Origin of the sequence: Pseudomonas sp. Leaf48 (assembly GCF_001421885.1) — a bacterium.
Classification (GTDB): Bacteria; Pseudomonadota; Gammaproteobacteria; order Pseudomonadales; family Pseudomonadaceae; genus Aquipseudomonas.
Genome location: NZ_LMLH01000002.1, coordinates 60,149 through 72,577, shown reverse-complemented (window position 1 = coordinate 72,577; position 12,429 = coordinate 60,149). Strand labels below are relative to the sequence as shown.

The window sequence follows — 12,429 nt, the reverse complement described above, 5'->3', positions numbered from 1 at the left end:
CTTAGCCAGATTTGTGCCAACAGGTGGGGCTGAGGTGCGTCCTTCGCGAGCAAGCCCGCTCCCACTGGGAAAAATGTGGGAGTGGGCTTGCTCGCGAGGGGCAGGACATCCACCACAAGGCTTCAGCCCAACAACTCACTCATGGCAATGATCTGCTCCGCGACCTGAATCAGCTTCTGCTGGCGGCTCATGGCCTGGCGGCGCATCAGGGTGTAGGCCTCTTCCTCGTTGCAGTCCTTCATCTTCATCAGCAGGCCCTTGGCCAGTTCGATGCGCTTGCGCTCGGCCAGTTGCTGGTCCCGGGCATGCAATTGAGCGCGCAGGGCCTGATCGCTTTCAAAACGCGCCATGGCTACGTCGAGAATGGGCTGCAAACGCTGTGCGTGAATGCCTTCGACGATGTAGGCACTGACCCCGGACTTGATGGCCTGGCGCATCACGCCGGGGTCGTGCTCGTCGGTGAACATCACAATTGGCCGGGGCTGGTCGCGGGTCACCAGCACCACTTGCTCCATGACATCGCGCCCCGGTGACTCGGTATCGATCAGGATCACGTCCGGACGCACCGTTTCGACGCGTTCGGGCAGGTCGATGGTCAGGCCTGATTCGTCGATCACCTCGAACCCGGCTTCCGTCAGTGCCGCTTTCAGCCGCCCGACTTTCTTCGCCGTGTCGTTGATCAGCAGGATTCGCAACATATTTGCAGTCTCCTGTCAGTGGCTGGCGAGCAGCGGCGTGCTGTCGCTCATCGCGTGCAGCTTGAAACCACGGGCATAACCGGCCGGGTCTGTGCCGTCCCATATTTTGCCGTCAATCAACTGGCTGCGGCGCATTTCCTTGTCCGTGGCGGCAACGCCGACGGCATCGGCGGCCTGCCGATACAGGTCCAGTTGCTGCACCTGTCGGGCTACGGCAAGGTAGTCCGGATCGTCGCGCAATAACCCCCAGCGGCGGAATTGGGTCATGAACCACATGCCATCGGACAGGTACGGCAGATTGACCTCGCCATTGGCGTGGAACCGCAGGGCGTGCGGGTCCTGCCAGCGGTTGCCGAGACCATCGGCATAGTCGCCGAGCAGGCGCGGCTCGATAAACTCCAGTGGCGTGTCGAGGTATTGCGCGGCGCTGAGTAACTGCGCCGTACTGCGGCGATTTTCCTGGCTTTGCTCGATAAACCGACTGGCTTGCAGAATCGCCATCACCAGCGCCCGCGCGGTATTGGGGTATTGCTCGACGAAAGCACGGGTGCAAGCAAGGACTTTTTCCGGGTGATCGGGCCAGATCGCCTGGCTGGTGGTCAGGGTAAAACCGAGATCCTGTTGCACCGCGCTGGCGGACCAGGGCTCGCCGACGCAAAAACCATCAATTCGCCCAGCCTGAAGATGCGCGATCATTTGCGGTGGCGGCACTACCACGCTATCGACATCCTGCAATGGGTGAATGCCTTGGCTGGCGAGCCAGTAATACAGCCACATGGCGTGAGTGCCGGTGGGGAAGGTCTGGGCGAAGGTGAGTTTTGAGCGAGTTTGGTGCACGTGCCGTTCGAGTGCTTCAGGACTGCTCACACCCTGCGTCTGCAATCCGTGGGAGAGATTGATGCTCTGGCCATTCTGGTTGAGGCCCATCAGCACCGCCATGTCCGTCGCCGCCACGCCGCCGATACCCAGGTGCACGGCATACACCAGGCCGTACAGGCTGTGGGCGGCATCCAGTTCGCCGCTGACCAGCTTGTCCCGCAGGCCGGCCCAGGAGGATTGGCGCTTGAGGTTAAGGGTCAGCCCATAGGGTTGGGCAAAGCCCTGGGTGGCGGCGACCACAACCGATGCGCAATCGCTGAGGGCCATGAAACCGAGATTGATTTCGGTCTTTTCCGGAGCGTCGCTGCCGTTGACCCAGGCCAAGGGGGTGGTTGAGGGTTCGTTCATTGCTATGGCACCTTCAAAAAAAAGGCATCGCCCCAGGCCACTGCGTCCGCGAGGCCGGGTGACGACGCCATCGTCCTTGCACCTATCCCGCCATTGGCAAGGGTGCTGATTCCGGTAGAGGTGCAAGGCATATGCCATCGCTGGCTGATTTTCTCGTGCGCCTCGCTTGCAACCCTGATGCGCGGCTATAATCTGCCCCACTTTTCGTAGCCCTGAGTCCGACCTGCCCATGTACACCCTGGCCCGTCAGCTGTTGTTCAAACTTTCCCCGGAAACTTCCCACGATCTGTCCCTGGACCTGATCGGCGCAGGAGGACGCCTGGGGCTCAACAGCTTGTTGTGCAAGGCGCCGGCGAAGGTCCCGGTGAACGTCATGGGCCTGGACTTCCCCAACCCGGTGGGTCTGGCGGCCGGCCTGGACAAGAACGGCGCGGCCATCGACGGCTTCGCGCAACTGGGTTTCGGTTTTGTCGAAATCGGCACCATCACCCCGCGTCCACAGCCGGGCAATCCGAAACCGCGGTTGTTCCGCTTGCCGGAAGCCGAGGCGATCATCAATCGCATGGGCTTCAACAACCTTGGTGTCGATCACCTGCTGGCCCGAGTGGCGGCGGCCAAGTACAAGGGCGTGCTGGGCATCAACATCGGCAAGAACTTCGATACCCCGGTCGAGCGTGCGGTCGACGACTACCTGATCTGCCTGGACAAGGTCTACGCCCACGCCAGCTATGTGACGGTAAACGTCAGCTCGCCGAACACCCCGGGCCTGCGCAGCCTGCAATTTGGCGACTCTCTCAAGCAATTGCTCGCCGACCTGGCCGAGCGCCGCGCGGAGCTGGCGCTGCGCCATGGCAAACATGTACCGCTGGCGATCAAGATCGCGCCGGACATGACCGATGAAGAAACCGCGCAAGTTGCCCAGGCTCTGATCGAAACCGGCATGGACGCGGTCATCGCCACCAACACTACCCTGAGCCGCGTAGGCGTCGAAGGCATGGAGTTTGGTGATGAGGCGGGTGGTTTGTCTGGCGCCCCGGTTCGCGACAAGAGCACCCACACGGTGAAAGTGCTGGCGGCGCAATTGGGTGGGCAGTTGCCGATCATCGCGGCGGGCGGCATTACCGAAGGCCGGCACGCGGCGGAGAAAATCAGCGCGGGTGCGAGCCTGGTGCAGATCTACTCGGGTTTCATCTACAAAGGGCCGGCGTTGATTCGTGAATCCGTGGACGCCATCGCCGCCTTGCGCTGATCGCTTGGAGGAGCGTAATGCTGTTCACTCAAGCCCCCTCGCCACAATAGTTTGCCGCTGAGTTTTTGGCAGGCACAAAAAAGGGCTCCTTTAAGGAGCCCCTGGGCCGAAGCCCGCCGTCCGGATGGGACGTGCGTGGTTAATTCGATACTGATTCAGATTGTCGTGTCGGAGTGTTGTGCCCTGTGTTTAGCCGACGGCGTGAAGTTCGTTGAGTCTATGGATTCCCGCAGTGCCGGTCATACCGTCCCAGTTGTCGCCGCGTCCTTCTCGCCAGCCGTTAATCCAGGCTTGACGTACCGACGGTAGAGTAAATGGGCAAAGCTCACGGGATTTGCCACCAACGCCATATTGATATCCGCGCAAAAATGCTCTTTCCAACGGATCACGCTTAAGTCTTCTCATAGGGTGTAGCCCTCACTTGTTGACTGTTTTCATCGCGTTGACCTCGATCGAGGTCTGGCAGAAATACTCTGCCGTTGGGGCTCGTTGCCGGCGTGACGAGCCAAGGGTGTTGGCGTCGTTGCGGCGCCAACCTGAGATGAGTTCTAACCAATGCGTCACATCGAGGGAATGATCGTTTTGTCATAAGGAAGTAACGATTAATGTGCTATGGCACTAAGCAACTCGATGTTTAACCCGTCGTTGTGAGCCAAACCCCGGTATGATCGGCCCCCTGCAAAAATGATGGGCTTAATCCTTAGTGAGAATGTCTCCCGTTGCCGAGGGCGATTATTCGACGAAGGGTCGAATTATGTCTTTTTGTGGCATCAACTTTTTTATCTGTCTTTGCATCTAAGCTCATTTAACCCGGGCAGCAAGGGTGGAACGGCACACCTTCGTGCCACGCGGGCGTTCTTCTAGAAAAGCGCCTGATACAAAACCGGACCGGCAATGCGTTGCCCGGTCACTCGCTAAAGGTTCTGGAATTCCCATGTCCGATCGTTTCGAACTCTTCCTCACTTGCCCCAAGGGCCTCGAAGGCCTGCTGATCGAGGAAGCCATCGGGCTTGGCCTTGAGGAAGCGCGTGAGCACACTTCTGCCGTGCGCGGCATGGCCACCATGGAAACCGCTTACCGCCTGTGCCTGTGGTCGCGCCTGGCGAACCGGGTGCTGCTGGTGCTCAAGCGTTTCCCGATGAAGGATGCAGAAGACCTCTATCACGGTGTGCTGGATATCGAGTGGCAAGACCACATGCTCAATGACGGCACCCTGGCCGTCGAATTCAGCGGCCATGGCTCGGGCATCGACAACACCCACTTCGGCGCATTGAAGGTCAAGGATGCGATCGTCGACAAACTGCGCACCCCGCAGGGCGATCGCCCGTCCATTGACAAGCTCAACCCGGACCTGCGCATTCACCTGCGCCTGGATCGCGGCGAGGCGATCCTTTCCCTCGATCTGTCCGGCCACAGCCTTCACCAGCGCGGTTATCGCCTGCAGCAGGGCGCGGCACCGCTGAAGGAAAACCTTGCGGCGGCGATCCTGATCCGTTCCGGCTGGCCACGCATCGCGGCCGAAGGCGGCGCCCTGGCCGACCCGATGTGTGGTGTCGGTACGTTCCTGGTGGAGGCGGCGATGATTGCCGCCGATATCGCGCCGAACCTGCGCCGCGAGCAATGGGGCTTCACCGCCTGGCTGGGCCACGTTCCAGCGCTGTGGAAAAAACTCCATGAAGAAGCCTCCGAGCGTGCCGCTGCCGGCCTGGCCAAGCCACCGCTGTGGATTCGTGGCTACGAAGCCGACCCGCGCCTGATTCAGCCAGGGCGTAACAATGTCGAGCGCGCCGGCCTGAGCGAGTGGATCAAGATCTACCAGGGTGAAGTGGCGACGTTCGAGCCGCGCCCGGACCAGAACCAGAAAGGCCTGGTGATCTGCAACCCCCCGTATGGCGAGCGCCTGGGCGACGAGGCGAGCCTGCTCTACCTCTACCAGAACCTTGGCGAACGTCTGCGTCAGGCCTGCCTGAACTGGGAGGCGGCGGTGTTCACCGGCGCACCGGATCTGGGCAAGCGCATGGGCATCCGCAGCCACAAACAGTATTCGTTCTGGAACGGCGCGTTGCCGTGCAAGCTGTTGCTGATCAAGGTGCTGCCGGATCAGTTCGTCACCGGCGAACGTCGTACACCGGAGCAGCGCCAGGTCGAGCGCGAGCAGGCGGCCTACGATCAGGCCCCAAGCGAGCCGCAAGAGCGCAAGTACAACAAAAACGGCAACCCGATCAAACCGACGCCAGCACCGGCACCGGTGATCGAGCAGCCACGCCTGAGCGAAGGCGGGCAGATGTTTGCCAATCGCCTGCAGAAGAACCTCAAGGCCATGGGCAAGTGGGTCAAGCGTGAAGGCATCGACTGCTATCGCGTCTACGATGCCGACATGCCGGAATACTCCATGGCCATCGACCTGTATCACGACTGGGTCCACGTTCAGGAATACGCCGCACCGAAATCCATCGATCCGGAAAAGGCCTCGGCGCGCATGTTCGATGCCCTGGCTGCAATTCCCCAGGCCTTGAACATCGACAAGAGCCGCGTGGTGGTCAAGCGCCGCGAGCGTCAGAGCGGCACCAAACAGTACGAGCGTCAGGCGGCACAGGGCAAATTCGTCGAGGTCAACGAAGGTGGCATCAAGCTGCTGGTCAACCTCACCGATTACCTCGACACCGGCTTGTTCCTCGACCACAGGCCGATGCGCATGCGCATCCAGAAAGAAGCCGCGGGCAAACGCTTCCTCAACCTGTTCTGCTACACCGCGACCGCCAGCGTGCATGCCGCCAAGGGTGGCGCGCGCAGCACCACCAGTGTCGACCTGTCGAAAACCTATCTGGACTGGGCGCGGCGCAACCTGTCGCTGAACGGTTTCTCCGACAAGAACCGCCTGGAGCAGGGCGATGTGATGGCCTGGCTCGAAGCCAGCCGTGACGAGTACGAGCTGATCTTCATCGACCCGCCGACGTTTTCCAACTCCAAGCGTATGGAAGGTGTGTTTGACGTGCAACGCGACCAGGTGCAACTGATCGACCTGGCCATGGCCCGTCTGGCGCCCGGTGGAGTGCTGTATTTCTCCAACAACTTCCGCAAGTTCGAGCTGGAGCCGAACCTCAGCGAGCGCTATGCGGTGGAAGAAATCACTGCCAAGACCATCGACCCGGATTTTGCTCGTAACGCCAAGATCCATCGTGCCTGGAAAATCATGGCGCGTTAATCAGCTGAGCGCGGCCCTCTGACCCACTGTGGGAGCGAGCCTGCTCGCGATGAACTCAAGAACACCGCGGGGAACCAGATTCCCCGCGTTATCGTTAATGACCATCGCGAGCAGGCTCGCTCCTACAGTGGTTCGGGGGTGCTTACAGAGTCGAGGCGGTCTGTGCCAGCTTTGGCTGGCGATACAGGTCCAGCAGCACCTGATCGAGCACTGACGAAGCGCCAAACGGTGCCTTGTCGTTGAGGATCGCTACCACCGCCCAGGTATTGCCGTTGACGTCGCGGCTGAAGCCGGCGATCGCCCGCACGGTATTCAGGGTGCCGGTCTTGACGTGGGCTTCACCGCGCATCGCGGTGGTCTTCAGGCGTTTGCGCATGGTGCCGTCGGTGCCGGCAATCGGCATCGAGCTGATGTACTCGGCGGCATACGGGCTGTGCCAGGCGGCTTCGAGCATCGAGGCCATTTCGCGGGCGCTGACCCGTTCGGCACGGGACAGGCCGGAGCCGTTCTCCATCACCAGGTGCGGCGCGGTGATGCCTTTCTTTGCCAGCCACTGGCGCACGACACGCTGGGCCGCCTTGGCGTCATCGCCGTCGGCGTCGGTGCGGTAGCGTTGGCCAAGGCTCAGGAACAGCTGCTGGGCCATGGTGTTGTTACTGTATTTGTTGATGTCACGGATGATTTCCGCCAGGTCCGGGGAAAACGCACGGGCCAGCAACTTGGCGCTTTTAGGTGTTGGCGCCAGCACATCCTTGCCCTGGATGCTGCCACCCAGTTCCTTCCAGATCGCGCGCACGGCACCGGCGGTGTAAGTCGCGTGGTCGAGCAGCGACAGGTAGGTCTGCGAGCTGCAGCCTTCAGCCAGTTGGCCGCCGACCGTCACGGTCATGGTGCCATCGGCCTGGGGGACCGGGTTGTAACGCACGCCACCGGTGCATTGCTTGCCGTTGATGGCCTTGACCTGGTTGTCGATGCGGATGCTGGCAATCGGCGGTTCCACCGAGATCAGCACCTTGCCCGAGTCATTGCGTGCAACAAACCGCAGGGCCTTGAGGTTGACCAGCAAGGAGTCGGGTTTGACCAGGAACGGTTTGTTGTCGTCATTGCCGTCGTCGTTGAACTCCGGCAGTTGCGGCTGGACGAAGAAGGTTTTATCCAGCACCAGGTCACCGGTGATCTGCGTGACGCCATTGGCGCGCAGATCGCGCATCAGCAGCCAGAGCTTTTCCATGTTCAGCTTCGGGTCACCGCCACCCTTGAGGTAGAGGTTGCCGTTGAGAATGCCGCCGCTGAGGGTGCCGTCGGTGTAGAACTCGGTTTTCCACTGATGATTCGGGCCGAGCATTTCCAGGGCCGCGTAGGTGGTGACCAGTTTCATGGTCGATGCCGGGTTGACCGACACGTCGGCGTTGTACACGGTCGGGGTACCGGGGCCGGTGAGCGGGATCATCACCAGCGACAGGGCGTTGTCCTGCAGCTTGCTGGCCTTGAGGGCCTTTTCGACATTGGGTGTGAGGGCGGTGTTGATACTGGCGGCGCAAACGGGAAGGGCCAGGGGAAGAAGAAGGCTGGCCAGGAACAAGGGACGCAAAGATTTGATCATCTGTAATAAAACCCTACAGCCAGGGGGAAAAAGACGAGGGCATGAAGATAAATTCCCTCAATGGTCATGAAAGTGTCGGCATTATGCCCCAAGGTGTCCTGACTTGTGCCGTGCCTTGGCCCTCTAAACCGCTATTTTTTTACCGGCGGTAGCAGTCCCGGTCCAGAGAGTCGGGCAATCGGCCGCTTAAACTGCTAAAGTGCCGCCCGTTATTACTTAAGAGGATTGTTCCAATGGCGACTAACCGTTCCCAGCGTCTGCGCAAAAAATTGTGCGTCGATGAATTTCAAGAGCTGGGTTTCGAACTGAACCTGGATTTCAAAGAAGATTTGGCTGATGAAGCCATTGATGCTTTCCTCGACGCGTTCCTCAAAGAAGCCATGGAAGCCAACGGTCTGGGTTATGTTGGCGGCGACGACTACGGTCTGGTTTGCCTGCAGAAGCGTGGCTCGGTCAGCGCTGAACAGCGCGCTGCCGTTGAAGCCTGGCTCAAAGGCCGCACCGAGCTGACCAGCGTTGAAGTCAGCCCGCTGCTGGACGTCTGGTACCCGGAAAAGCCGATCAATCCGGTAGCTTGATGTTCTAAAAAAACGGCGACCCGAGGGTCGCCGTTTTTTTTGCTTTTTTCTGTAGGAGCGAGCACGCTCGCGATGGTCGTCAACGATAACGCTGGAAACCTGACACCCCCGCGGCGCTCTCAGGTTCATCGTCGGAACGCCGCCCGGAGCACGCTCGTTCTTACAGGGCCTTGCGCCAATTCAGAATCAACAACGTCAAAACCCCCGCCACAATCCCCCAGAATGCCGAACCGATGGAAAACAGCGTCAACCCCGATGCCGTGACCATGAAGGTAATCAGCGCTGCTTCGCGCTCCTTCACTTCGCTCATCGCAATGCTCAAACCGTTGATGATCGAACCGAACAGTGCCAGCGCGGCGATCGACAGCACCAGTTCCTTGGGCAATGCGGCAAACAACGCCGCCAGCGTTGCGCCGAACACCCCGGCGATCCCGTAGAAAATCCCGCACCAGACCGCAGCCGTGTAGCGTTTGTTGCGATCCTCGTGAGCGTGCGGCCCGGTGCAGATGGCCGCACTGATCGCCGCCAGGTTGATCCCGTGGGAGCCGAATGGCGCCAGTAACAATGAGGCGATACCGGTGCTGGTAATCAGTGGCGAGGCCGGCACGTTGTAGCCGTCGGCGCGCAGTACGGCGATGCCGGGCATGTTCTGCGAGGTCATGGCCACCACGAACAGCGGGATGCCGATGCTGATCGTTGCGGCCAGGGAGAAGTGTGGCGTGGTCCAGACAGGTGTGGCCACTTCCAGATGGAAACCGCTGAAATCCAGCAGCCCCATGAACCCTGACAATGCCGTGCCGATCAGCAGGGCGGCCAGTACGGCGTAGCGAGGCGACAGGCGTTTCACGACCAGGTAAGTGAAGAACATGCCCAACACCAGCGCGGTGCGATGCTGGGCAGCGACGAAAATCTCGCTGCCGATCTTGAACAGAATCCCCGCCAGCAGGGCCGCGGCCAACGAGGCCGGGATCTTCTTGACCAAGCGTTCGAAACTGCCGGTCAGCCCACAAATGATCACTAGCAGCGCACAGGTAATGTAGGCGCCGATGGCTTCGCCGTAGGTCACGCCGCCCAGGCTGGTGATCAGCAGGGCCGCGCCAGGCGTCGACCAGGCGATGGTGATGGGGGTGCGATAGCGCAGGGACAGGCCGATGGAGCACACCGCCATGCCGATGGAAATCGCCCAGATCCACGAGGAAATCTGCCCGCTGGTCAGGCCAGCCGCTTGCCCGGCCTGGAACATCAGCACCAGCGAACTGGTGTAGCCGGTCATCATGGCGATGAAACCGGCGACGATGGCCGAGGGCGATGTGTCGGCCAGGGGGCGCAATTGCGTGTGGGTGGCGTCGTTCATGACGGGGGTGTTCCTATGCAGGTGAAGATTTCCGCAGCAACACTGAACCTTGTGGGAGCGGATTGTGCGATAAAGCCTAAACTCAAAAGTAACCCGACGTTGCAATACAGCCGAGGTGACATTCAGCCGTACAGTCGTGTTGCCACCATTCATTGTGTACAATCGCGGTGTTATTTACGCGATACTTGCCAGCGACCCACTGTGCCGTATTACAGTCACCGTCAATTCGCCGCAGTTCTCCCGACTCGAGTGCCCATGAACGAACAGTTGCAGCCCCTAAAGAAACAACCGCGAGCAGGCAAAGCCGGTCGCAGCGGTACCCAGGACGATATTGTCTACGCACATATCTTCGAGGCCATCCTCGAACAGCGCCTGGCGCCCGGCACCAAGTTGAGCGAAGAAGCGCTGGGGGAAATTTTCGGGGTCAGTCGCACCATCATTCGCCGCGCGCTGTCGCGCCTGGCCCATGAAAGCGTGGTACTGCTGCGACCCAATCGCGGCGCCGTCGTCGCAAGCCCGAGTGTTGAAGAGGCGCGCCAGGTGTTTTTCTCCCGGCGTCTGGTGGAGCGAGCAATCACCGAGCTGGCTGTTTTGCACGCCACCGCCGAGCAGATCGCCGAGTTGCGGCAGATGGTCAACGACGAGCGCGACAGCTTCTCCCGTGGCGATCGTGGTGCCGGTATCCGTCTGTCGGGCGAGTTCCACCTGAAACTGGCCGAAGCGGCGAAAAACGCGCCGTTGATCAGCTTCCAGCGCAGCCTGGTGTCCCAGACTTCGTTGATCATCGCCCAATACGAAAGCGGTAACCGTTCCCACTGCTCTTATGACGAACACACCCAACTGATCGATGCGATTGAGGCCCGGGACGCTGAGCTGGCAGTGAGCCTGATGATGCATCACATGGATCACATCGACAGCAAACTCAACCTCGACGAAGAAAGCGCGTCGGATGATTTGCATGCGGTGTTTTCGCATTTGCTGCAGACCAAGAAGCCAGGGCGGTCGACCGCCAAGTTATAGGTGGGACCGAGTCGCGCCTTTCGCGAGCAAGCCCGCTCCCACATTGGTTCTATGTCGTGCACAAGTATTGTGTTCGGTACAGCTCAATTGTGGGAGCGGGCTTGCTCGCGAAGACGGTCTGACAGGCAATAAAAATCCCCCGGGCTGAAAAGCGGCGGGGGATTTTTTATGCCCGAAAAACCTTAACGCTGATGCACCAGATTCCCCGCTGCATAGGTCTGCAGTACCGTCCGGTCATCCCCCAGGGTCATCAACACAAACAACGTCTCGGCAATGTTTTTGGCTTGCTGCAAGCGATACCCAAGCAGCGGCGTGGCGTTGTAGTCGAGCACCAGGAAATCTGCGTCGGTGCCCGGCAACAGGGTACCGATCTTGTCTTCCAGGCGCAGTGCCCGCGCACCGCCGAGGGTCGCCAGGTACAGGGATTTGAACGGGCTCAGGCGCGCACCTTGCAGCTGCATGACCTTGTAGGCTTCGTTCAACGTCTGCAGCAACGAGAAGCTGGTGCCGCCACCCACGTCGGTGCCCAGGCCGACATTGACTTTGTGCTTCTCGGCCATCGGCAGGTTGAACAGGCCGCTGCCTAGGAAGAAGTTCGAAGTCGGGCAGAACGAGATCGCCGAACCGGTTTCGGCCAATCGCGCGCATTCGGCGTCGCACAGGTGCACGCCATGGGCGAACACCGAGCGTTCACCGAGCAACTGGTAGTGATCGTAGACGTCCAGGTAGCCCTTGCGCTCCGGGAACAGCTCCTTGACCCACTCGATTTCCTTGAGGTTTTCGCTGATGTGGGTCTGCATGTACAGATCCGGGTATTCAGTCAGCAACTGGCCAGCCAGGGTCAACTGTTCCGGCGTGCTGGTGGGCGCGAAGCGCGGGGTGACCGCGTAGTGCAGGCGGCCCTTGCCGTGCCAGCGCTCAATCAGCGTTTTGCTTTCGAGGTAGCTGGATTCGGCGGTGTCGGTCAGGTAGTCCGGGGCGTTGCGGTCCATCATCACCTTGCCGGCGATCATCCGCAGGTCGAGCTGCTCGGCGGCTTCGAAGAACGAGTTCACCGATTGCGGATGCACGCTGCCGAAGACTAGCGCGGTGGTGGTGCCGTTGCGCAACAGTTCCTTGATGAAAATATCCGCGACCTGGTCGGCATGGGCCTTGTCGGCGAACTGGCTTTCGCAGGGGAAGGTGTAGGTGTTCAGCCAGTCCAGCAGTTGTTCGCCGTAGGCGCCGACCATGCCGGTTTGCGGCAGGTGAATGTGGGTGTCGATGAAGCCCGGAGTGATCAGCGCATCCTGGTAATGGGTGATCTCGATGTCCGCCGGCAGGGTCGGCAGCAGTTCGCTGGCGTGGCCCAGGGCGCTGATCTGGCCGTTGTCGACCACCAGCAAGCCGTCTTCAAAGTATTCGTAGGAGGCTTCGATGCCGACTTCGGCAGGGTCGGCGATGCTGTGCAGGATGGCGGCACGGTAGGCTTTGCGAGTCAGAGGCATGGTCATTC

Annotated in this window: 10 protein-coding genes; 4 read left to right on the top strand and 6 right to left on the bottom strand. The window is 60.4% G+C overall.

Annotated features, from left to right (window positions below):
* Positions 1-122: 122 nt before the first annotated feature.
* Positions 123-698 carry an ANTAR domain-containing response regulator gene (locus ASE98_RS02365; RefSeq protein ID WP_060539810.1) on the bottom strand — a complete coding sequence of 192 codons (576 nt, stop codon included), beginning with the start codon at positions 696-698 and terminating at the stop codon, positions 123-125.
* A 15-nt stretch (positions 699-713) separates the two neighbouring features.
* Positions 714-1,925 (bottom strand): CmpA/NrtA family ABC transporter substrate-binding protein, encoded by a 1,212-nt coding sequence (locus ASE98_RS02360; RefSeq protein ID WP_060539809.1) that lies wholly within the window; start codon positions 1,923-1,925, stop codon positions 714-716.
* Positions 1,926-2,154: 229 nt separating this feature from the next.
* Between ASE98_RS02360 and ASE98_RS02355 the strand changes: the two genes are divergently transcribed.
* Positions 2,155-3,174, top strand: a complete 1,020-nt coding sequence (locus ASE98_RS02355) for a quinone-dependent dihydroorotate dehydrogenase (RefSeq protein WP_060539808.1) — start codon at positions 2,155-2,157, stop codon at positions 3,172-3,174.
* Between the two features lie 189 nt (positions 3,175-3,363).
* On the opposite strand, the gene rmf is transcribed toward ASE98_RS02355, so the two are convergent.
* Positions 3,364-3,579: a ribosome modulation factor gene (rmf, locus tag ASE98_RS25465; protein WP_003223300.1), complete on the bottom strand. Its 216-nt coding sequence runs from the start codon at positions 3,577-3,579 to the stop codon at positions 3,364-3,366.
* A 529-nt stretch (positions 3,580-4,108) separates the two neighbouring features.
* On the opposite strand from rmf, the gene rlmKL reads away from it, so the two are divergent.
* Positions 4,109-6,379, top strand: a complete 2,271-nt coding sequence (gene rlmKL, locus ASE98_RS02350) for a bifunctional 23S rRNA (guanine(2069)-N(7))-methyltransferase RlmK/23S rRNA (guanine(2445)-N(2))-methyltransferase RlmL (RefSeq protein ID WP_060539807.1) — start codon at positions 4,109-4,111, stop codon at positions 6,377-6,379.
* Positions 6,380-6,521: 142 nt separating this feature from the next.
* Here the strand turns inward: rlmKL and dacB are convergent, their stop codons facing one another.
* The gene (gene dacB / locus ASE98_RS02345; RefSeq protein WP_060539806.1) at positions 6,522-7,982 is read right to left on the bottom strand and encodes a D-alanyl-D-alanine carboxypeptidase/D-alanyl-D-alanine endopeptidase; all 1,461 of its coding nucleotides are present in this window, start codon (positions 7,980-7,982) and stop codon (positions 6,522-6,524) included.
* Positions 7,983-8,215: 233 nt separating this feature from the next.
* Between dacB and ASE98_RS02340 the strand changes: the two genes are divergently transcribed.
* Positions 8,216-8,560 (top strand): YggL family protein, encoded by a 345-nt coding sequence (locus ASE98_RS02340; RefSeq protein ID WP_007971486.1) that lies wholly within the window; start codon positions 8,216-8,218, stop codon positions 8,558-8,560.
* 160 nt (positions 8,561-8,720) lie between these two features.
* On the opposite strand, the gene ASE98_RS02335 is transcribed toward ASE98_RS02340, so the two are convergent.
* Complete coding sequence (locus ASE98_RS02335) at positions 8,721-9,914, bottom strand: benzoate/H(+) symporter BenE family transporter (protein WP_060539805.1); 1,194 nt, start codon at positions 9,912-9,914, stop codon at positions 8,721-8,723.
* Positions 9,915-10,169: 255 nt separating this feature from the next.
* On the opposite strand from ASE98_RS02335, the gene ASE98_RS02330 reads away from it, so the two are divergent.
* Entirely contained in the window at positions 10,170-10,934 is a 765-nt protein-coding gene (locus tag ASE98_RS02330) for a GntR family transcriptional regulator (RefSeq protein WP_060539804.1), read from the top strand.
* Positions 10,935-11,116: 182 nt separating this feature from the next.
* Here ASE98_RS02330 and guaD read toward each other — a convergent pair whose 3' ends face one another.
* A complete protein-coding gene (gene guaD, locus ASE98_RS02325) occupies positions 11,117-12,421 on the bottom strand; it encodes a guanine deaminase (protein WP_060539803.1) in 1,305 nt (434 codons plus the stop codon).
* Between the last annotated feature and the right edge of the window lie 8 nt (positions 12,422-12,429).

Coding starts and splice junctions, on each gene's coding strand:
- ASE98_RS02365 (WP_060539810.1), bottom strand. CDS start 698: ATGTTGCGAATCCTGCTGATCAACGACACGGCGAAGAAAGTCGGGCGG.
- ASE98_RS02360 (WP_060539809.1), bottom strand. CDS start 1,925: ATGAACGAACCCTCAACCACCCCCTTGGCCTGGGTCAACGGCAGCGAC.
- ASE98_RS02355 (WP_060539808.1), top strand. CDS start 2,155: ATGTACACCCTGGCCCGTCAGCTGTTGTTCAAACTTTCCCCGGAAACT.
- rmf (WP_003223300.1), bottom strand. CDS start 3,579: ATGAGAAGACTTAAGCGTGATCCGTTGGAAAGAGCATTTTTGCGCGGA.
- rlmKL (WP_060539807.1), top strand. CDS start 4,109: ATGTCCGATCGTTTCGAACTCTTCCTCACTTGCCCCAAGGGCCTCGAA.
- dacB (WP_060539806.1), bottom strand. CDS start 7,982: ATGATCAAATCTTTGCGTCCCTTGTTCCTGGCCAGCCTTCTTCTTCCC.
- ASE98_RS02340 (WP_007971486.1), top strand. CDS start 8,216: ATGGCGACTAACCGTTCCCAGCGTCTGCGCAAAAAATTGTGCGTCGAT.
- ASE98_RS02335 (WP_060539805.1), bottom strand. CDS start 9,914: ATGAACGACGCCACCCACACGCAATTGCGCCCCCTGGCCGACACATCG.
- ASE98_RS02330 (WP_060539804.1), top strand. CDS start 10,170: ATGAACGAACAGTTGCAGCCCCTAAAGAAACAACCGCGAGCAGGCAAA.
- guaD (WP_060539803.1), bottom strand. CDS start 12,421: ATGCCTCTGACTCGCAAAGCCTACCGTGCCGCCATCCTGCACAGCATC.